At 40.8% G+C, this 22,005-nt stretch carries 19 protein-coding genes; 3 read left to right on the forward strand and 16 right to left on the reverse strand.

Annotated elements, in window-relative coordinates:
- Positions 1 to 149: 149 nt before the first annotated feature.
- The 6 genes from BIV16_RS07370 to BIV16_RS07395 form a co-directional block, all read right to left on the reverse strand.
- Positions 150 to 1,199 carry a TRAP transporter substrate-binding protein gene (locus BIV16_RS07370; protein ID WP_083624999.1) on the reverse strand — a complete coding sequence of 350 codons (1,050 nt, stop codon included), beginning with the start codon at positions 1,197 to 1,199 and terminating at the stop codon, positions 150 to 152.
- Positions 1,200 to 1,229: 30 nt separating this feature from the next.
- Positions 1,230 to 2,519 (reverse strand): TRAP transporter large permease, encoded by a 1,290-nt coding sequence (locus BIV16_RS07375; RefSeq protein ID WP_075678459.1) that lies wholly within the window; start codon positions 2,517 to 2,519, stop codon positions 1,230 to 1,232.
- Positions 2,520 to 3,086 carry a TRAP transporter small permease gene (locus BIV16_RS07380; RefSeq protein WP_075678458.1) on the reverse strand — a complete coding sequence of 189 codons (567 nt, stop codon included), beginning with the start codon at positions 3,084 to 3,086 and terminating at the stop codon, positions 2,520 to 2,522.
- 184 nt (positions 3,087 to 3,270) lie between these two features.
- Positions 3,271 to 4,035 (reverse strand): type I 3-dehydroquinate dehydratase, encoded by a 765-nt coding sequence (aroD, locus tag BIV16_RS07385; RefSeq protein ID WP_075678457.1) that lies wholly within the window; start codon positions 4,033 to 4,035, stop codon positions 3,271 to 3,273.
- A gap of 65 nt (positions 4,036 to 4,100) precedes the next feature.
- Positions 4,101 to 5,282, reverse strand: coding sequence for an MFS transporter (locus tag BIV16_RS07390; protein ID WP_075678456.1), 1,182 nt, complete (start codon positions 5,280 to 5,282; stop codon positions 4,101 to 4,103).
- Positions 5,283 to 5,319: 37 nt separating this feature from the next.
- Positions 5,320 to 6,195, reverse strand: coding sequence for a shikimate dehydrogenase (locus tag BIV16_RS07395; RefSeq protein WP_075678455.1), 876 nt, complete (start codon positions 6,193 to 6,195; stop codon positions 5,320 to 5,322).
- 262 nt (positions 6,196 to 6,457) lie between these two features.
- Here BIV16_RS07395 and BIV16_RS07400 point away from each other — a divergent pair, with 262 nt between their 5' ends.
- Entirely contained in the window at positions 6,458 to 7,339 is an 882-nt protein-coding gene (locus BIV16_RS07400) for a LysR family transcriptional regulator (protein WP_075678454.1), read from the forward strand.
- Between the two features lie 327 nt (positions 7,340 to 7,666).
- Here BIV16_RS07400 and BIV16_RS07405 read toward each other — a convergent pair whose 3' ends face one another.
- Positions 7,667 to 8,560: a LysR family transcriptional regulator gene (locus BIV16_RS07405; protein WP_075678453.1), complete on the reverse strand. Its 894-nt coding sequence runs from the start codon at positions 8,558 to 8,560 to the stop codon at positions 7,667 to 7,669.
- A 252-nt stretch (positions 8,561 to 8,812) separates the two neighbouring features.
- Between BIV16_RS07405 and BIV16_RS07410 the strand changes: the two genes are divergently transcribed.
- Positions 8,813 to 10,813: an NAD(P)/FAD-dependent oxidoreductase gene (locus BIV16_RS07410; RefSeq protein WP_075678452.1), complete on the forward strand. Its 2,001-nt coding sequence runs from the start codon at positions 8,813 to 8,815 to the stop codon at positions 10,811 to 10,813.
- 159 nt (positions 10,814 to 10,972) lie between these two features.
- Here BIV16_RS07410 and aroE read toward each other — a convergent pair whose 3' ends face one another.
- On the reverse strand, positions 10,973 to 11,842 hold the full coding sequence (gene aroE / locus BIV16_RS07415; RefSeq protein ID WP_075678451.1) for a shikimate dehydrogenase: 870 nt from the start codon (positions 11,840 to 11,842) through the stop codon (positions 10,973 to 10,975).
- A gap of 756 nt (positions 11,843 to 12,598) precedes the next feature.
- Here aroE and BIV16_RS07420 point away from each other — a divergent pair.
- Positions 12,599 to 13,627, forward strand: coding sequence for a 3-deoxy-7-phosphoheptulonate synthase (locus BIV16_RS07420; protein ID WP_075678450.1), 1,029 nt, complete (start codon positions 12,599 to 12,601; stop codon positions 13,625 to 13,627).
- Positions 13,628 to 13,696: 69 nt separating this feature from the next.
- Here the strand turns inward: BIV16_RS07420 and xerD are convergent, their stop codons facing one another.
- From xerD to BIV16_RS07460, 8 genes are all read right to left on the reverse strand, one after another.
- Entirely contained in the window at positions 13,697 to 14,581 is an 885-nt protein-coding gene (gene xerD, locus BIV16_RS07425) for a site-specific tyrosine recombinase XerD (protein ID WP_075678449.1), read from the reverse strand.
- A gap of 207 nt (positions 14,582 to 14,788) precedes the next feature.
- Positions 14,789 to 15,361, reverse strand: a complete 573-nt coding sequence (locus BIV16_RS07430) for a hypothetical protein (protein ID WP_075678448.1) — start codon at positions 15,359 to 15,361, stop codon at positions 14,789 to 14,791.
- Positions 15,362 to 15,403: 42 nt separating this feature from the next.
- Positions 15,404 to 15,964 (reverse strand): NUDIX domain-containing protein, encoded by a 561-nt coding sequence (locus BIV16_RS07435; RefSeq protein ID WP_083624955.1) that lies wholly within the window; start codon positions 15,962 to 15,964, stop codon positions 15,404 to 15,406.
- A gap of 267 nt (positions 15,965 to 16,231) precedes the next feature.
- The gene (gene rny, locus BIV16_RS07440; RefSeq protein WP_442971735.1) at positions 16,232 to 17,743 is read right to left on the reverse strand and encodes a ribonuclease Y; all 1,512 of its coding nucleotides are present in this window, start codon (positions 17,741 to 17,743) and stop codon (positions 16,232 to 16,234) included.
- Between the two features lie 241 nt (positions 17,744 to 17,984).
- Positions 17,985 to 18,614 (reverse strand): regulatory protein RecX, encoded by a 630-nt coding sequence (locus BIV16_RS07445; RefSeq protein ID WP_075678445.1) that lies wholly within the window; start codon positions 18,612 to 18,614, stop codon positions 17,985 to 17,987.
- Between the two features lie 18 nt (positions 18,615 to 18,632).
- The gene (recA, locus tag BIV16_RS07450) at positions 18,633 to 19,688 is read right to left on the reverse strand and encodes a recombinase RecA (RefSeq protein ID WP_075678444.1); all 1,056 of its coding nucleotides are present in this window, start codon (positions 19,686 to 19,688) and stop codon (positions 18,633 to 18,635) included.
- Between the two features lie 376 nt (positions 19,689 to 20,064).
- Positions 20,065 to 20,403 carry a thioredoxin gene (gene trxA / locus BIV16_RS07455; RefSeq protein ID WP_075678443.1) on the reverse strand — a complete coding sequence of 113 codons (339 nt, stop codon included), beginning with the start codon at positions 20,401 to 20,403 and terminating at the stop codon, positions 20,065 to 20,067.
- An 11-nt stretch (positions 20,404 to 20,414) separates the two neighbouring features.
- Complete coding sequence (locus BIV16_RS07460; protein WP_075678442.1) at positions 20,415 to 22,004, reverse strand: peptide chain release factor 3; 1,590 nt, start codon at positions 22,002 to 22,004, stop codon at positions 20,415 to 20,417.
- Between the last annotated feature and the right edge of the window lies 1 nt (position 22,005).

Below are 22,005 nucleotides of genomic sequence, written 5' to 3' on the forward strand. Positions count from 1 at the left end.
GTAATTTGACAGTAAGAAAACTGTAAGCAACCTTTTGACACCTGAATCCTATAAACAAAAAAATCTTCCTGCTATTCACAACGTCTGACGTCATTATAGCAAGAAGATTTCGTATAATCAAGAAAAACTTTTTAGTACTTTAAAGTGTTTTAGTCGTAAAGTGCACCATTTGTGTACGCATCCACGATTTCCGGAGACACACTTTCTGAAATTGCATCATAGACAGGCTTGCTGCGCTCTTTCATTTCTTCCCTTGTCGCCTCATCTAGTGTTACAATCTGTGTTCCACTTTCCTCGATGGTCTCAATACGGGATGCAATACGTTTATCCGACTGCTCCCTTGCATATTCTTTTGCAAGATCTGCCGCCTGATTGATAATCGCCTGCTGTTCCTCCGATAAACCATTGTAAAATTCTTCACTGACAATCAAAGAAATCAGATGTGGTAAATGATTCGTCTCCACCACATATTTCTGCTGTTCATAGAGTTTATTCGATACAATAACCTCGTATGGATTCTCCTGCGCATCGATGGTTCCCTGCTGCAGTCCGATATAGACTTCTGAGAATGTCATCGGTGTCGGGCTTGCCCCGAGTGCCTTCCAGAAATCCATGTGATAGGAATTTTCCATCGTACGGATTTTTACACCTTTAAAATCATTTACATTTGTAATTGCTTTATTGGTCGTCATGACACGGAATCCCTGGTCTGCATAGCCAAGCAGGACATAACCGCCATCCAGATATACCTGATCCATCTTCGCAAGGAAGACTTCGTCATCGACATGCTCTCTGACCTCTTCAATCGAATCAAACAGACATGGAATGTCAAACACCGCCGTATCCGGCATAAATGTCACCTGTGGCGCCGTATTTTGCACCACAAACGGAATATCGCCGTCTTTACAGGACTCTAACAATTCGCGGTCTCCTCCTAACACACTGTTTGGATAGACGCAGATTTCCATGCTGCCGTCGCTGAGTCTTCCCACCTCTTCTGCAAATTTTTCAGCATAAATCTGTGTTACCGTATCCTCCGGGCTTGAGGTTCCAAGCGGCCATGCATAGCGCTGTACCTCTAACTGGTTTTCTTCGGTTGAAAGCTCCTTTTCCTTGCTGCTTGAAGTTCCGCAGCCAAACAATGTTACTGCTGCAAGGAGTACTCCAACCCCGCACATTAATACTCTTTTTCTTCTCATCACAATAACCATGCCTTTCTACCTGAACTTCTACAACAAAAACAGACTAATTGCCGGAATAAATGCAATCAAAAGCAACGCCAAAAGGAAATAACCGACCATCGGCATCGCCTTTTTTGCAATATCCATCACCGGCACCTTGGTCAGTGAACTTGCCACAAAAAGATTTACTCCAATCGGAGGTGTGACAAATCCAACTGCAAGGTTGACAATCATCATCACACCAAAATGAATCGGATTCATTCCGATGCTCTCTACGATTGGAAGCAGAATCGGGCTTAAAATCAAAATAGCCGGTGTGGTATCCATCACCATTCCCACAATCAAAAGGAATATATTCACAACAAGAATTAAAATAATTTTATTCGTCACATGTGCTAAAATCCACGCACTGACCATCTGTGGCACCTGCATTAAAGTCAAGACTCTTGAGAATGCGGTCGATGCTGCAAGAATGAAAAGAATCGGTGCATAGGTCTGCATTGCCTCTCGTAAAATGCCCCAAAGTTCCCGGATTTTTATCGTTTTGTAAATAAAAAGGCTGACAATCAAAGCATAAAAAACAGAGATTACCGCCGCCTCTGTCGGTGATGCCACGCCCGTATAGATACAGCCTAACACAATCACCGGGCTGAGCAGTGCAAAGAAACTGTCTTTTAAAACACGAAGGAACCCTTTTTCATGCAGTTCATCAATTTTGGCATTGATTTTTTCCTTGTCCTCGCCATATTTTTTACAATGATAGTACGCATAAAAAATCAAAAGTGCACCAATCATAAGTCCCGGCACAATACCCGCTAAGAAAAGGTCACTGACCGATTCCCCGGATGCCATCGCATACATGATAAACGGAATACTTGGCGGAATGATAACACCAAGTCCACCCGCTACCGCCACAATCGCAGTGGAAAAATCTTTTTCGTATCCCATCTCCACCAAAAGCGGGATTGTCATACTGCCGACTGCCGCAACCGTTGCCGGTGCTGAACCGGAAATGGCTCCATAAAACAGACAGGTAATGATGACGGCACACGGAATTCCCGCTGTTCTTTTTCCAAGGAAATAGGAAAACACATCAAACAGTTTCTTTGAAATCTGACCATGTGCCATTAAAATTCCCGCAAGAACAAACATCGGAACCGCAAGAAGCGGAAAACCGTCAATTCCACCAAGCATGGAACGAATGACATAGCTTGCGCTCGCCGTAAACGAACTGTCAAATGCTCCCGGCAGCACTGCCACAATTCCGAGGGAAATAGATACCGGAATTGCAATAATCAAACAGATTACAAATAAAATAAAAACAACAATAGACGACATCTACTTCACCTCCCCTTCTTCTTTTGTTCTAGAAACCGCCTCGTTTATTACGGATGCGAGGTCTCCCTCCTCCGGCTCTTTCTTTTCTTTATCTAGCACCACACGCCACTCTAAAAACCACCGCTGTACCAGACGGAAGGCACATAACACGAAACTGACAAGTGGAGCCGACTGCACATAATACATCGGGATTCCACACGCCGGACTGACCTGTCCGCTCTCAATCGTCGCTTTCAGATACAGGTACGCATACGGTATCAGATAGAAAAAGAAGATGATTTCCACTGTCAGATTTAACACCTTAAAAACTGCCTTGCCTCTCTTTGGAAAAAGCTTGATAAACTGATCAATTTTGATTGAAATACATTTCTTGGTGCAAAGGCTCACACTCAAAAAGGCTGACCAGATAAACAGATACCTGGTAATCTCCTCTGACCATGAAAGCGAAATGGAACATACATATCTGGAAAAAACCTGTATGCCCATAACCACTACCATGCCAATCAAAAATACAATCATGAAAAACTCTTCTAAATACTCGTCCACCAAATGTAATACCTTCTTCATCCTACATCCTTTCTCTGTCGCCAGCCATGCTGTCACACCCACCTTACAGCCGTTTCACCTGTGGCAGTTTTTGTCATTTTTTTAACAATCTTAAATATGAGATAAGTCCCTACCTGTATCAAGTCATAAAATGATTCACACATCCAACAACTGGCAAGTGGGGACTTATCTGTCCTACTAATAACTATAAACTTTTGTGAATTAATGTCAAAACTTCTTTTAAATCTTCTGCATTCATCTGTCCAGGTGCAGAGGCTTTTCCAACCGCACCAAAAGTTAATGCAGAGCCGAATACCTCACCGCAAAGACGGCTGATCAAACCGGTTCCTGCCATTGACATCGTAATGATTGGACGGTCTGCATACTCTCTTGTCATCTCTTCGGTTGCTGCAAGTAAGGTCAAGACATCCTTTTTATTCTGTGGCATAACTGCAATCTTTGGAATGTCTGCATCTAAGTCCTGCATTTTTCTAAGACGACCTACGATATCATCTTTGTCCGGTGTCTTGTCAAAATCATGGTTGGATGCCACAACTGCAACACCGCTCTCATGTGCGGCTGCGATGATTTCTTTTACATACTCGTCTCCTGTAAAAGCTTCTACATCCACAAGGTCTACCAGACCGGTTGCTGCTGCATTTTTATTCAATGTCACATAAGTTTCCGGGTCGATTGCTTTTTCTCCGCCCTCTTTTGAGGTACGGAATGTGAAAAGCAATGGTGTCTCTTTCAATGCCGGGCGGAGATCTTTCAATACGTCTTCTACCTTATCAAATTCGAATACACCTTCGAACCAGTCTACACGCCATTCTACAACATCTGGATTTACATTCTCAAATGATTTTGCTGCTGCAAGAATCTCTTCTTTTGTTTTTCCAACGATTGGGACACAGATTTTTGGAATTCCGTCGCCAATCTTAACTCCACGAACTTCTACATATGCGCTCATATTTTACCTCGTTTTCTATTTGGTTTCCGCTCTAGGAAACTGTGCCATAATTTTTTGTTACCTGATTATTCATCTACGTTCTTCAATAATGTACCATATCTGATATTGACAAAAATTGCAAGAACTACACCAATTACTGTGATGACAATGTTCATCACGATAACACCGGTTGCGCTCATCTTAGATGCTGCACTCAAAATTGTGTAATTACACAAGCTGGAGGCAATCATAACTAAGCTTGTGATGGTTCCCTTGATTTTAGGGAATAAGTCGTTTACCGTAGCGGTTGCCATCTGAAGAACTCCACCGGCTGCTGCGTAACCGATGACAAATGCACCAATGTAGCAGATAGATGGTGTTCTAAGTAAGTAAACAAGAACTAACATCACGACAGAGATTGCCGGGTAGATTACCAAAAATCTTACCTGTTTAAACTTTGTGATTAATAAGGATGTTACCACTAACGCTACCATCGTTCCTGCTGAGTAATAGGTCTGCATCACAGATACGCTCTCAGAAGGAATTCCTGCGATATCTTTTCCGAATGTCTGTGCACAGATTAACCATAACTGGAACGTTGCTGTGCTGGTAAATCCAATTAAAATCAATGCTACACTTTCAATGGAAAAATGTGCATTTTTGATATTGCTAATCAAAGATTCCTGTTTTCCGGTTCCCTCTACGGTTGGGAATGGAGCAAAAATTGCAAGTACACCAAGCACTGCGATTGCGATGCCTGCGACAAGCGGAAGTGTTAAGTAAGACATTGCACTTCCTGCAACTAAGCCTAAGAAGAATGGCATTAAAAGCTGTGCAATGGAAATGAAAAATTTAATTCCCATTGTAGCGATACCGGTATATTTGTTGATGATTTCCGTAACAGCCGGATAGGTTGCAGTGTCTAAGAATGAGTTTGCGATACCACCAAGAACGGCTGCAACATAGGCAACTGCTACGTTTGGTGAGAATGCTATTCCGACAAAGAAAATCACATAGGAGAAACATCCAATGACAACGGATGCACGACGTCCTAATTTATCGGATAGTGGTCCTGCAAATGGAAGGGAAATCAAACGTCCAAGTCCAAGTGCTGCTGCGATTGCGGTGACAGCCATAACATCTGACATGCCCCACTGCTCTGCTAATAATTCTTTTACAACCTGCTGGCTTAAGATGGAACATCCAATACCATGGATGAAATAATTTAAATAAAGAATAATTGCGCTAGGTAAAAATTTTTTATTCATTTTTTCTCTCCTAATCTAAATATGTTTGAATCTGTTTTTATTCGTATTTGATATTTAAAACTTCTTTCATGTGTTCGATTGGCATATCTTTTCCTGTCCAGAGTTTGAATGCTGCTGCTCCCTGGAATAACATCATGCCAAGTCCGTTCATCGTCTTACATCCTACTTCTTTTGCCATAGAACGCATTTTTGTCTCAAGTGGAGAATAAGGAACATCCACAACGATTAATTCCGGGCGGAAGAAAGATTTATCCGGTACAACAGACTGTCCTTCTAATGGTTTCATACCAACGCCTGTTCCGTTTACGAAAATGTAAGAGTCAGCCATTTCTTCTCTTAATTTTTCCTTGTCATCCAAATCATAAAGTGTGGCTTTACAATCGGTACGCTCGTTGATTTTTCTTACAGTTTCTACTGCGTTATCCCAGAATTTATCATGAATGTTGAAGATGGAGATTTCTTTTACACCATCTAATGCAGCCTGGATTTCGATTGCTGTTGCAGCACCGCCGGCACCTGCGATTGTCATTTTCTTACCAATCACATCGATGTCGTTGTCTTTTAAGGACTGCATGAATCCGATACCATCTGTGATATGGCCTGTTAAAACACCATTTTCATTTACGATTGTGTTTACTGCGCCACAAAGCTCTGCTGCCGGTGATAATTTGTCGAGATACTGTCCTACTACTGTCTTGTTTGGCATAGATACGTTAGAACCAACCATCTTTAAGGCACGAAGACCTTTTACGGCATCCTCTAATGTAGAATTGTCTACTTCAAATGCAAGGTATGCATAATCCAATCCCAAATAAGCGAATGCTTCGTTGTGCATTGCCGGTGAACTGGAATGTCTGATTGGGTATGCCATTAATCCAATAAGTTCTGTGTGACCTGTAATTCTCTCTGCCATAGTTTTAATCTCCTTTTCTTACATTACATTTGTTTTTACTGCTTTTGATATGTTTTCTTTGTTTTCAACGCCCTGCCCTGTTTGTTAAAAACTTAACAACCTTTGATAATCTTATTATACACCGCTTTTATCTATACTTCCAATGCTTATTTTGTTATATTTCAGTAGTTTTAATGTACTGATTGTGATATAATGTGCACAAATACAGGATGTAATTTTTGTAATCCATAGTTTTTATTTTGTTAATCGAGGTGAATCTATTATGACTTTGAATCAATTGAGTTATTTTTACCAGGCAGCGACCTTGCAGCACTTTAACCAGGCGGCAGAAAAAATGAATATTTCGGAGCCAAGTTTAAGCCGGTCCATCAGCGCCTTAGAAGATGAACTTGGCGTCACTTTATTTGAAAAAAAAGGTAGAAACGTCATTTTAACCAAGGCTGGACAGATTTTTCTAGAACACACCGAAATCATTCTCAACGACATCCAGCGGGCAGAAAATAAAATGAAGCAGATTGCAACGGACGGTGGGCACATTGACATTGCTTATGTTTCCCCACTTGCGAAATCTTATATTCCAAAAACAGTCCGTTCTTTTTTAGCGCAGGATGAGAACAAAAATGTAACCTTTCACTTTTCACAGGATATCACCCGACATAATATTGAAGGATTAAAAAAAGGAACCTACAATGTAATCTTCGGTTCCTACTCTCCTGATGAGCCAAATATTGAGTTTCTTCCTATTATACTTCAGGAAATGGTTGTCATCCTTCCAACAGACCATCCTTTGTGCGCCAGTGAAGCAATTGAAGCCGGTGTTTTCGAGCAGTACCCGGTTCTTTCCTATGACCACAACTCCGGTCTTGGAAAATACACCAAGAACTTTTTTAAGGAACATGGCGTTGCTCCAAACTATATCTGTGAATCCCCGGATGAGAACGGAATCGCTTCCCTCGTTGCGGAAGGGTTCGGTATCGCGCTCGTTGCCGATGTCGATTCCATTCACCGACCGGACATCTGCATCCGCCCCTTAATTCCGTCCGAATCCTTTGCGCACACCGTCTACATGGGCTACATGCAGGGAAAATACCAGCTCCCTGCCGTGTCCCGCTTTATCCAGTTTGTCAAGGCGAACCGGTATTAAAAATTGCACATTTGACATATAAATACAATTTTTAATATATTGTCCAATTTTGATTTAATTTACGGATGGCGGTTTACATAAAAATAGACCTTTGGGTAACAATGAATAGTCGAAAAAAACTTATCCAAAAAATCGAGTTTTTTTGCAGAATCCTATACAATTTTTTTAAAATGCGTTACAGTTATCCAAAACAGCTAAAAAGGTTTACATAACGCCTGCAATTTCAAGCCTTTTTGGAAAATTTTTCAAATAAGACACCATATTTATAAAATGAAACTTTTTCATCCCCTATTAAACGGAATGCAACCTCTTTTATCCCCCCGAATTCTATAATTCAAGGTTTCCGGTTTCACTTTGTACATAGCTTTGGAATGCTTTGACAACCGGTGGAAGGTAATGGTCTTTTTTGGTGACCATATAGACGGAGCGCTCGTATGCCGGATGTTCAATCTGTAAGGTTTTCACCGGCAGCGTCTTTAAAATCGGAATCTGCGGCATGATTGCGATTCCAAAATCCTGTGCCACAAGTCCCGCCATGCTGCTGTCCTCTTCTATTTCAAATGCAATCTGCGGGAACTGGCTTATCTTTTCAAAAAGCTGATCTACAACCGGGCGAAGTCCACTCGTTTTCGGAAAGAAAATCTGCGGATACGGCGTTGTCTCGCGAAGGTCTACACTCTCACGCATGGCAAGCGGATGATTCTTTGGCACAACCAGTACAAGCTTTTGATTGCCGATACGCTCAAAGGACAAATCCGGCTCCCTGTCCTGAAAAGACGCAAATGCCAGGTCAAAACGATCTTCCTTAATCCCTTCTACAATTTCACTTGTCGAGCCAACCGTAAATTGAAAATCAATCTGATAATCCGAAAAAGCATCTAAAAACCCGCGCACCATCCTCGGTGCGAACGAACTTCCCAACGTATAGATATAGGCAAGACGTATCTCCCCCTCTTTACTTCCGTTCATAGTTTTAATGCGCTTTACCCCGATGTCTAACGTCTTTAGCGTCTCCTCCACATAAGGAAGAAAAATCTTTCCGTAACGTGTCAGCACAACGTTTCTTCCTTTTTTTTCAAACAATCTGGTTCCAAGTTCCTGCTCTAGCAGCGAAATCGCATGGCTTAAGCTTGGCTGCGTGATGGATAACATCTGTGCCGCCCTCGTATAGTGTTCCTCTTTTGCAAGTGTCACAAAGTATTCCAGCTGATTGAGATTCATTGTGATATGCCCCCTGTTCCTTCTCATTTTTTCATCGTAACACAATTTATAGTTATTTTCTATGAATTTCAGTTAAAAAATCAATTAGACATTTTTATTTTTTTCAGCTACATTGAAATTAACAAGTGTGAAATCGCATAAAATAATTGCAACGCAGTTTTTTACACTTTCATTGTTAAAAAAGTAACAACTGCCCGTTACCAAAACAACCTTTGCATTGTCAAACTATTTCAAACAAAGGAGATTAAAACTATGAGAAAAAACTATCCACATATTTTTGAACCAATGACCATTCGTCGTATGACAGTCAAAAACAGAATCGTAATGACCCCTATGGGAACCAACTACGGTGAACAGAACGGTGAAATGAGTTTTCTTCATATTAACTATTACGAGCAGCGCGCGAAAGGCGGTACCGGTCTTCTTATCGTAGAAAATGCCAGCGTTGATTCCCCTCAGGGTTCTAACGGTACTACCCAGCTTCGTATCGACTTAGATAACTACATCCCAAGATTATATAAATTATGTGAAAACGTTCACAAGCATGGTGCCTGTATCGCAATTCAGTTAAACCATGCAGGTGCTTCTGCAATGTCATCCCGTATCGGCATGCAGCCGGTATCCGCTTCTGACGTTCCATCCAAAGCAGGTGGAGAGATTCCTCGTCCTTTGGAAAAAGAAGAGATTCTTCACATTGTAAAAAAATACGGAGAAGCAGCAAAACGTGCTCAGATCTGTGGTTTCGACGCTGTTGAAATCCACGCCGGACACTCTTACTTAATCAGCCAGTTCCTCTCTCCGATTACCAATAAGAGAACAGACGAATTCGGTGGAAGTGCAGAAAACAGAGCACGCTTCGCAAAATTAGTCATTGAGGAAGTCCGTAAACAGGTTGGACCATTCTTCCCTATCTTTGTCCGCATCAGCGCTGACGAAATGATGGAAGGCGGAAATACCTTAGAGGATACCTTAGAGTATTTACAGTATTTTGAAAAAGAAGTTGACGTCTTTGACGTTTCCTGTGGATTAAACGGATCCATCCAGTATCAGATTGATGCAAACTATCTTCCAGATGGATGGAGATCTTACATGGCAAAAGCGGTTAAGGAAAAATATGGCAAACCTTGTATGACCGTTGGTAACATCCGTGATCCTAAGGTTGCAGAAGATATTCTTGCAAGAGGCGATGCAGACTTCATCGGAATGGGCCGTGGTCTTATCGCAGATCCGGAATGGGTCAACAAAATAGAATACGGTCATGAATGTGACTTAAGAAAATGTATTTCCTGTAACATTGGATGTGCTGGCCACAGAATCGGTTTAAACCAGCCAATCCGTTGTACCGTTAACCCTGCTGTCAACAGTGGTGATGACTACATGAAGACCAAAGTAAACAAACCATGTAACGTTGTTGTTATCGGTGGTGGTACTGCCGGTTTAGAGGCTGCCTGCACCGCTGCAGAAGTCGGATGTACGACTTTCCTTATCGAAAAAAATGCTGAACTTGGCGGACTTGCATCTGTAATTTCCAAAATCCCGGACAAAAAACGTCTTGCAGATTTCCCAAATTACATGATTCACAGAGCATCCAAGCTGCACAACTTATTTATCTTTAAAAACACAGCAGCAACCGTTGAAATGGTGAAGAGCTTAAACCCGGATATCATTGTAAACGCAACCGGATCCGTTCCTACTCTTCCACCAATCACAGGACTTCATGACCTTGTAGATAAAGATGATACACGTGTTGCAACTGTTTTAAAAATGATTGAACGCATCAACGAATATCCAGAAGATATGAAAGGCAAAAAAGTTGCCATCATCGGTAGTGGTGCCGTTGGTCTTGATGTAATGGAATTCTTCACACCAAGAGGTGCTGAAGTGACTATGGTAGAGATGCTTCCTATGATTGGAAACGGTCTTGATCCTGTTTCAAAATGTGACACAAACGCAAAAATGGCAAAATACAACGTTCGCCAAATGACCAATACAGCTCTTCAGGAAGTAAAGAGCGACCGTTATATTGTAAAAAATCCAGATGGAGAAATCGAGGAAATTCCTTTCGACTATGGTTTCATCTGTCTTGGAATGCGTGCAAATACTCCGGTATTAGCCGATTTAGAAGAAGCTTTCTCTGATACAAATGTTGAAATTGTCAACATCGGAGACAGCAAACGTGCTAGAAGGATCATTGAGGGCACAGAAGAAGGACGTAACATCCTTAATGTACTTGCCCGCCATGACTTCTTATAGAATAAATATTCTTTTCCCCTTAAATCGATGAGATAATTCTTATCAAAAAAGCTTTCTATGTTCTACTTTTGTAGTTACATAGAAAGCTTTTTCTATATCCATTCTTCTCTTCTTGCTACCAGCGAACGGAACCATCTTCGTTATGTAGCAGTACTTCCCTTATGAAAAGAATAATTTCTTCACATCTTCTACCGGCATCTCCATACCTGTGTAAAGTTTAAATGCGGCAACACCCTGCCACAAAAGCATTCCTTTTCCACCGATACAGGTACATCCGGCTTCTTTTGCCTCACGAAGAAGTCTTGTCTCCTCCGGGTTATATACAGCATCTGCCACAACAAGTCCTGGACGGAATGCGCTTAAGTCTTTTACAACACTCTCCTTTTCCATCGGTTTCATACCAACGATTGTCGCATTTGCAAAAATATCACTAGAAGCAATCTCTTCTGTCATCTTCTTCGTGTCTGCAATATCATAAACATTTACAACGCATCCCGGAACCGCTTTTTTAATCTTCTCTGCTGTCTCTAAGGTTCTTTCAAAAAAAGCGTCCTTGATGTTAAAAATTGAAATCTCTCTTGCACCGTCTAGTGCACACTGCACCTGAATTGCCGTTGCTGCTCCGCCGCCTCCGGCAACCGTGATTTTCTTTCCTTTTATCTCGATTCCATGGTCACGCAGATTCTGTACGAACCCCTCTCCGTCTGTAATGTGACCGGTCAGTTTTCCATCGTCATTGACAATGGTATTGACGGCGCCGATAATCTGTGCTGCCGGTGAAAGTTCATCCATGTATTTTGCAGCCTCTGTCTTATCTGGCATCGTAACATTACAGCCTCTCATATGTAATGTACGCATTGCTGCAACTGCATCCTTTACCTGTTCTACCTTTATATCAAACGCAAGATAAGCATAATCTAATCCAAGCTTCTCAAAGCTGTAATTATACATCGCCGGTGATGCGGAATGTCCTACCGGTGAACCAATCAATCCTAATAAACCTGTCTTGCCTGAAATTCTCTTTTCCATGTTTTTCCTCCATACGTTATGTATTTTCTATTCGTCAAATAGAATTCTCTTGCATCCCCCAAAGGCAATGTCTCGAATAACTTAAACACATTCTATCCGTTTTCTTTTTCAATTTCAAGTACTTTTTCGATTTAAAGTCAAAAAGTTTTTTCTGTTACATTTTTCTTCTTTCTTTTACATGCCTTACTTTTTCATTTTTTAGATTCGGGTGTCAAAAGGTTGCTCACAAATTAGTTATTGGCAAATTGCACAAAGACAAGCCTCTTTTTGTGCCTTTGAGGAAACATTAGAAAATCTTAGTATGCCTTTCTATCCACAGTGATGTTCTGCCACGGACGGCAGAACAAGGCTTCACGAGCCATGGATGGCTCGTTGAATGCCAGTCACGTGACTTTAAAATAATCTTTGTCAGGCATACTTAGATTTTTCTTATGTTCGCTCATCGGAACAAAATTGGCTTGTCATTGTATAATTTGACAGTAAGAAAACTGTAAGCAACCTTTTGACACCTGAATCTTTCTAAAATGTTTTCTTCCCATTTTTGGAACATGTTTTCTTCCCATTTTTGGAACAGGATTTGACATCTTGTTACTTTTCGATTATGATATAGCTTAAGAATTTTATAAAAGTTATAGTAATTATAGCTATTATAACTTGATTTTATATTATAAGAATTTAAGTGAAATGGATTTTTCATACAAAACCATTAGCGGTTCGTGTGAAATCATTTTTTCACATACAAGAATGGAGATTATTATGAGTTTTACATATCTGAACCAATTACCATCACCGGAGGAAATCAAGAAACGTTATCCCCTGCCTGCAAATCTTGCAGCTTTAAAGAAGGAACGTGACAAAATGATATCTGACGTCATCTGTGGAAAAGATGACCGTTTTCTTGTCATCATTGGGCCATGTTCTGCGGATAATGAAGATTCCGTGTGCGATTACGTCAGCCGCCTGGCGCCTATTCAGGAAGAGGTAGGGGACAAGCTGATTTTAATTCCAAGAGTTTACACCAACAAGCCGCGTACCACCGGCGAGGGCTACAAGGGAATCGCTTCTCAGCCTGACCCTGAAAAAGCACCTGATATGGTAGAAGGTCTGATTGCAATGCGAAAAATGCATATCCGTGCCATTGCAGAGAGCAACCTGACCTGTGCAGACGAAATGCTCTATCCGGAAAACTGGGGTTATGTCGAAGACCTTCTCTCCTACGTTGCCATCGGTGCACGTTCTGTCGAAGACCAGCAGCATCGTCTGACGGTCAGCGGTTTTGATGTTGCATCCGGCATGAAGAATCCGACCAGCGGTGACTTCTCTGTCATGCTGAATTCTGTTTATGCCGCCCAGCATCCTCACCACTTTGTTTACCGTGGCTATGAGGTTGAAACACCCGGCAATCCACTTACACATGTAGTTTTAAGAGGTGCTGTCAGCAAGCATGGCAATACCGTACAAAACTACCATTACGAAGATTTAATCCGTCTTTGCGACATGTACGATAAAATGGATCTCGTCCACCCTGCCGCAATCATTGACGCAAACCATTCGAATTCGAACAAAAACTTCAAAGAACAGATTAGAATTGTAAAAGAAGTGCTTCACAACCGTCAGGTATCCGAACAGATTCACACCATGGTAAAAGGTGTCATGATTGAAAGTTACATTGAAGAAGGCTCCCAGAAAATCGGGGAACACATCTACGGAAAATCTATTACAGACCCATGTCTCGGCTGGGAAGATTCCAAGAAATTGATTTATACGATTGCAGAGATGCAGTAAACACCAAAAGAGCCAGATACGGCAAATGCCGTACCTAGCTCTTTTATTTTATTCTATGCTCTTTTTATTCTATGCTCTTGGATGAGCTTTCTCATACACTTCTCTTATCTTATTCTGGTTCATCTGCGCATAAATCTGTGTGGAGGAAATATCAGAATGACCTAACATCTCCTGTACTGCCTTTAAATCTGCACCGTTATGTACCAAATGAACTGCAAAAGAATGACGCAACGTATGTGGTGTAATCTCAGAACGGATTCCCGCCTTCTTGCCATAATATTTCATAAGTTTCCAGAAGCCCTGTCTGCTCATCGACTGACCGGAGCAGTTTGTAAACAGCCACTCGCTCTCTTCATTCTTGACGAAAGCAGGACGACCTTCCTGTAAATAGCGTTTTAACGTATCACGCGCCACATCGCTAAATGGAATCATCCGCTCCTTATGTGCATCCACACAAACCAGGCATCCCTGTTCTAAATCCACATTCTCTATTTTAAGTGAAATGAGTTCCGAAACACGGATTCCCGTAGCATATAACAATTCCAGCATTGCCTTATCACGCAGTTCCTTCGGCGAATCGCCAGAAGGCTGTTCTAGCAATAATGCTGCCTCTTCGACAGAAAGTACCGCCGGTTCTTTCTTTTCGATTTTTGGTGCCTTTAAACCCTCTGCAGGGTTCTGTTTTATTCTGCCACTCTCCTGCAAATAGGAAAAGAATGCTTTCATTGATGCAATGCATCTTGATATGGTAGAGGCTTTTCGTCCCTCTTGTCCTAAATGGTTCAGATAAGCTTCCAAATCTGACGCAGTGACCACATCCACCTGTTTCACGTTCTTTGTCAAAAGATATTCTCCCATCTTTCTCAAATCACGCTCGTATGAAACTTCCGTATTTGTCGAAGTGTTTTTTTCCTCATGAAGATATTGGATGAAATTGTGTATGTCATGTGTCATAATCTTACCTGCCCCAATTCTTATTCTCTCATTCCCTTATTTATTACAAAACAAAAAATTGTATCCCAAAGAGAGATACTTCCTTTATTATAATGATTCCGGTGCAGAAAATCAAATAATATTTTTCACCAAAAAACAGTGATTTACATAAAACTACAAGATATCGAATTTCTCCATTTTTTTCGTACCATATCTTGTAAAAATTTTTTAGAAAAATTTTAATATTTTTATTGTTTTTTTCAAAATAATGGGGTTTAGACTACTTTCCAGGGCGCATCCTAGCAAAACAAGACCCAAAAATCCCGCGTAAAAAAAGACGCGAAACAGGATTTCTTTTTTGGTGTGATACCCAGCATGGACAACCATTCCTCTTTTTTCGCGCCTTCTTGCTCCATAACAGAAAAGAACAAAGGCGGCACCGTAAAAAATCCATTGTGGAAAAAGGAACAAAAAACCTAACACGATTCCTTTTATTCCAAAATTTGAGATTGCCGCCGTCAGATATATCCCCAAGAACATACTAAACAACGCTCCCATACTTTTCTGAAAAAGCGTATTTTGTATCAGCAAGTCCAAAAGAATCAGATAACTGCATACCTGTAAACGCTGTGAAAGCACACTGCCAAAAAGAGCGGACTGATCCAATGTTCCATACAAAAACTGCTCCAGAAAGTAGGTATTTAAGACTCCATAAGAATTTAAAATCTCAATGCCCATTCCATTTGCAAGCAATATCCCAAGCAAAAAACCGCCCAAAAGGACAAATCGATAACGCTTCAATTCGTATTCCTTCTTGTTTTTGTCTGTTCAATATATGAAACATTATGCCATTTTATGTATCAATTCTTTTAAGACCAGATTTTGGTAAGCAAGAATCGAAGCTACTGTCTTAGAATCCTGTATTTTCCCCTCTGCAATCATCGCGGTAAGTTCTTCTAACTCGTACGCTTCAAGGTCAATAAATTCTCCTTCATCTAAGTGCTGTACACCTTTTTTCAAATCTCTTGCAAGATAGACATCAATAAATTCATTACAAAACGCTACCGTTGTCTTTAAAGACAATAAAGGGGTGAGCTGATTCGCTTTGTATCCGGTCTCCTCCTCTAACTCACGTGCGGCGCAAACCTTCGTATCCTCTGTCACACTGTCCCTTGACCCTGCAGGAATCTCTAATGTTTCTCGTTCTAGCGCATTTCGGTACTGCCTTACTAGAAGTACCTTTCCGTCTTCTAACACTGGTAAAACAGCCGCAGCACCCTTTCTATGGCACACAAAATCCCATTTCTCGCATTTTCCATCTGGAAGCTCTATCGTATCCTGATAAAAATCAAGGATTGAGCCCTCAAAACATAATTCCCGGTTTATTCTCTTTACATGCTGCATTTTTCTTCTCCTCCATTTCACACCAATTCGTCCATATAGCATAATCTATTATACTATAATATAATATAAATAAGAATCCTGCTTGCAGGATTCTCCGCCTGCGGCGGGTCGCATTTGCGACATTGTTCAACTCCGCCGCAGTGCGATCCTCACGGAGCATTTTTTGTGTAAGAGGAACGAAATTTCCTATTACATAAAAAATAAAAAGGAAAGTATTGAAAACTTTATATTCTCAATACTTTCCACATTTTTCAGATCTACGAAAATTTACTTCGCGTAATCCGTAACTCTGCTTTCTCGAATCACATTTACTTTAATCTGTCCTGGATATTCTAATTCAGATTCAATCCGTTTTGAAATATCACGTGCTAATAATACCATATCGGCATCACTAACCTGCTCTGGAACTACCATAATTCGAATCTCTCTACCCGCCTGAATAGCAAATGACTTATCTACACCCTTAAATCCGTTTGTTATATCTTCTAACTGCTTTAATCTGTTGGAATATGTTTCTAATGTTTCTCTTCTTGCACCTGGTCTTGCGGCACTGATGGTATCAGCAGCCTGAACAATACATGCAATCAAAGATTCCGGTTCTACATCACCGTGATGTGCTTCTACTGCATTGATAATCAATGCTGATTCTTTGTATTTTCTACATAAATCGACACCAATCTGAATGTGAGAGCCTTCCATATCATGATCGACTGACTTACCAATATCATGCAATAAACCTGCACGCTTTGCAGTTCTGACATCGACACCGATTTCAGCTGCAAGTAAGCCGGAAAGCTGCGCAACCTCGATAGAATGTTTCAATGCGTTCTGACCATAACTGGTTCTGAACTTCATTCTACCAAGCAGACGAACAAGTTCTGGATGAATTCCGTGAACACCAACCTCTAAGGTTGCTGTCTCACCTTCTTCACGAATCATTGTCTCTACTTCTTTTTGTGCTTTTTCTACCATTTCTTCGATTCTAGCTGGATGAATACGTCCATCTACAATCAATTTCTCTAATGCAATTCTGGCAACTTCTCTTCTGATTGGATCAAATCCGGATAAGATGACTGCTTCCGGTGTATCATCAATAATCAAATCAACACCTGTCAAAGTCTCTAATGTACGGATATTACGACCCTCACGTCCGATAATTCTACCTTTCATCTCATCGTTTGGAAGCTGTACAACCGAGATTGTTGTCTCAGCGACATGATCTGCAGCACATTTCTGAATGGCTGTAACTACATAATCCTTTGCCTTCTTATCAGCTTCTTCTTTTGCTTTGTTTTCCAATTCTTTGATTAATTTTGCAGTATCAAGTTTAACATCTTCCTCAACGGTTTTAAGAAGATATTCCTTTGCCTGTTCGGAGGTTAATCCTGAGATTCTTTCTAGTTCCTGTAACCGCTCTTCGTTGAGCCTTGCGATCTGAGCTTTCTGTTTGTTGATTTCTTCTTCTTTTGCAGCAAAGCCTGCTTCACGTCTCTCGATAGATTCTAACTTCTTATCTAAGTTTTCCTCTTTCTGTACAACACGACGTTCGCTACGCTGAATCTCTGCTCTACGCTCTTTGATTTCCTTATCAAGCTCATTCTTTGCCTTGATGGACTCTTCTTTCACCTCAAGCATGGATTCGCGCTTCTTGGTCTCTGCTGTCTTCACTGCCTCATCAATGATTTCTCTTGCTTTCTCATCCGCGTTACCAATCTTAGCGTCTGTGACCTTTGAATGGTACAGATTTGCAAGGAACCAAACGACAATTGCAGTTACCACTAATGTAATAACAACAGCAATCGCTACCTGCACAGGAGCACCTCCTTTATGAAATTTTCATTGTTCATATAACATTAAACATTCTTACTTGTCTGTCATAAATAACAACAGTTAAATTTTATCCTTTTTTCGAAATTATGTCAAGTGGATAACTATACAATATGCATAATATTGCATACATTTTCAAGGATTATACTACATATTGTGCCAAAATAAACCTTTCCTTTGCAAAATTTTGAATTTATTTCGACGAATCCATCTCCTCCATATTTTTCATGACGAAAAGGACGTCCGCGCTCTTGTATCCCCGTCTCATACAAAACTGATACTGTTTGCGAAACTCATTTGCATCCTGGCTTTTTCCGTCATATTTTCGTTTTAACAGCAATTGATAAATCTTTTGCTTATCCTCATTTTCGTACTCTTCTTCTAATGCCTGCTCAATAAGTTCCTTCGGAACCCCTCTTTTGCAAAGGTCCATCTGCAGACGCATTCTGCTCTTCTTCTCTTGCTGATAACGGATAAAATTCTTTGCATAGCGTAAATCGTCTATATAGTGATAACTCTCTACGTAGTTGATTGCGCTCTCGATACACTCCTTAGGATATCCATTCTGGCTTAACTTATCAAAAAGTTGTTTTTTGGTACGATCCATCTTCTCTAATAAATGCATGGCACGTTTTTTTGCTCTTGGTGTTAAAACCTCTGTTATTATCTTTTGATATGCTTCCTCTTCGAGATATCCATCTTCTTTGATTCCATATTTTCTGCATTCACCTGAATAAAGGGAAAAGGTGATTCCATTTCCCAACAGAATCTCCCTTTTCCCTTTTTCTAAAGGTGTCACGGAAACAATCTGTATCTGTGACATAGCTTCTCCTCTTTATTTTTATTCCTCGCTTAACTCTACTTCCGGTGCCTTGGCAGTATCTTCTTCTGGTTCACCATCCATATCCACTTTAAAATGATCGCGCACTTTTGCCTCAACCTCTTCACAGATAAGTGGATTCTCTCTCAGATAATTCTTGGCATTCTCTCTACCCTGACCAATTTTCTCGCCATTGTATGCATACCATGCACCAGACTTATTGATAATACCAACATTCGCTGCCAGGTCAAGAATATCTCCCTCTTTGGAAATACCTTTACCGAACATGATATCAAATTCTGCCTCCTTAAATGGAGGTGCAACCTTATTCTTTACAATCTTAACACGGGTTCTATTACCAATCACTTCACCGCCCTGTTTCAATGCCTCAATTCTTCTGACATCCATACGAACAGAAGAATAGAACTTCAACGCACGTCCACCCGTTGTTGTCTCAGGGTTACCAAACATGACACCAATCTTCTCACGCAACTGGTTGATAAAAATTACGATACAGTTAGACTTGCTGACTACGGAAGTTAACTTACGAAGTCCCTGACTCATAAGTCTTGCCTGAAGTCCCACATGGGAATCTCCCATATCACCATCAATCTCAGCCTTAGGAACAAGTGCCGCAACAGAATCGACGATGACAATGTCTACAGCGCCAGAACGAATCATGGTCTCTGTAATCTCAAGTGCCTGTTCTCCGCAGTCTGGCTGTGAAATATAAAGATTATCAATATCAACCCCGATATTCTTCGCATATACCGGATCTAAGGCATGCTCTGCATCAATAAATCCCGCAATTCCGCCTCTCTTTTGTACTTCCGCAACTGCGTGAAGTGCAACTGTTGTCTTACCACTGGACTCTGGTCCGTAAATCTCAATAATACGTCCTTTTGGAAGTCCGCCAAGTCCTAATGCAATATCTAAACTTAAGGAACCGGTTGGAACCGTCTCTACATTCATGCTTGCAGAGTTGTCTCCCAACTTCATAACAGATCCCTTACCATACTGCTTCTCAATCTGAGAGATTGCAGCATCCAATGCTTTCAATTTATCTTCTTTCGCCATTTTTCTCCTCCATGCGAACCTATGTTCGTTTTCTGTTCTTATAGTAGTATAAATCTGATTCATTGTCAATAAAAAATCGAAAATTTGTTCGTTTTTTATGGAACAACTTTTTCTAATAGAAATATCTCATATCATATGTCCCATAAATCGGACACATTAATATCTTAAAAGGATCCTTCTTCACTTTTTTAAGATTCTTTCATATCTTGTCTTTTATCATGCTTCTATCTTTCGGGAAATCTGGGAACTGGCTCTGCTGCCAGGCGGACGATTCAGATAAGAAATGGTATGCCTTCTTTATCCAAAAACATACATGTCTGATAAGAAAAGCATACCATATCTCTTTTTCTCTTACAAATAAATTTTTTCTAAACTCTTACATCGAAAAGCTTGCATCCTGATTGTCCGCAATCAGCTGTAAAATCTGTTCTTTTGTCTGAAATCCTGCTGTTCTTGCACGAAAGATTCCACAGTTCATCACAATCAAGGACGGAATGTTCATGACCTGATAATTTAAGGCAAGTCCGGCTTCTTTGTCTACATCGACCTTGCCAAATTTTACTTTTCCATCTAATTCTTTTGCAAGTTCTTCTATGACAGGAGCCTGCATTTTGCAAGGCTCGCACCAGTCTGCCCAAAAATCAAGCACAACCGGAATCTTGCAGGCTAATACTTCCTGTTCAAAATTTTCTTTTGTGATTGTCACAACTCCCATTTGTATGCTCCTTATTCACGTCCAAACTCTGATAAAACAAGTCCTTCATTTCGGTCTAATGTCATACCGACACTCCATGCATTGACAAACAGTAACAATGGACGGCCTTTCAAATCCTGAATCTTCTTCATATCAGAGGTTCCTGTTAATTTATCCATATCGATGTCCTTATTTTCAATCCAGCGGATATGTTCATAAGGCAGATTTTCCATACGGATTTCAACGTTATATTCGTTCTCAAGACGATATTTTAAGACATCAAACTGCAGCACACCGACAACACCGACGATGACCTCTTCCATTCCCATATTATATTCCTGGAAAATCTGAATGGCACCTTCCTGTGCAATCTGCTGCATTCCCTTCATGAACTGTTTCCGCTTCATCGTATCGACCTGGCGTACTCTTGCAAAATGCTCCGGCGCGAAGGTCGGAATACCTTCAAACTGGAACGGTTTTGCCGTGGTAATTGTATCTCCAATCGAAAAAATACCCGGGTCAAACACACCAATGATATCTCCGGCATAAGCCTCCTCTACAATGTGGCGCTCCTGTGCCATCATCTGCTGCGGTTGGGATAATTTAATCTTCTTATTGCCACCCTGTACGTGTGTGACTTCCATACCAGCCTCAAATTTACCGGAACAGATTCTCATAAACGCAATTCGGTCACGGTGATTCTTATTCATATTCGCCTGAATCTTAAAGACAAACGCAGAAAAATCCTCCTGGAATGGGTCAATCTCTCCGATATCTGCCTTACGTGGCAATGGAGAATATGTCATTTTCAAGAAATGCTGTAAAAAGGTCTCAACACCAAAGTTTGTTAAGGCAGAACCGAAAAATACAGGAGAAAGTTCACCCTTGCTTACTAAGTCCATATCAAACTCAGCACTTGCTCCATCTAACAATTCAATCTCTTCTAACAGCTTGTCCTTATAATCCTGTCCGATTTCATCCACCAAAGCCGGGTCATCAATGTCAATCTGTTTTTCCTGTCCCTCCTTGGTTCCTTTTAATGTATCGGAAAAGGTCATGACCTTCTTTGTATTACGGTCATATACCCCCTTAAAATTCTTTCCGGAACCGATTGGCCAGTTAACCGGGCATGTTGCGATACCAAGCTCTTTTTCGATATCATCTAACAGGTCGAAGGTATCGTTTGCATCACGGTCCATCTTGTTAATAAAAGTAAAAATCGGGATATGTCTCATAACACAGACTTTAAACAGCTTTCTTGTCTGCGCCTCAACACCTTTGGATGCATCGATTACCATGACCGCAGAGTCTGCTGCCATAAGGGTACGATACGTGTCCTCCGAGAAATCCTGATGTCCTGGTGTATCCAAAATATTGATGCAGTAACCGCCATAATTAAACTGTAAAACAGAAGAAGTAACAGAGATACCTCTTTGCTTTTCGATTTCCATCCAGTCAGACACTGCATGGCGTGCTGTCGCTTTTCCTTTTACGGAACCAGCTAGATTGATTGCACCTCCATACAATAAAAACTTCTCTGTCAATGTTGTCTTACCTGCATCCGGATGGGAAATAATTGCAAAGGTACGACGTTTCTCTATTTCTTTTCTTAAGTCAGCCAAA

It is taken from the genome of Roseburia sp. 831b, from assembly GCF_001940165.2.
Taxonomy (GTDB): domain Bacteria; phylum Bacillota; class Clostridia; order Lachnospirales; family Lachnospiraceae; genus Roseburia.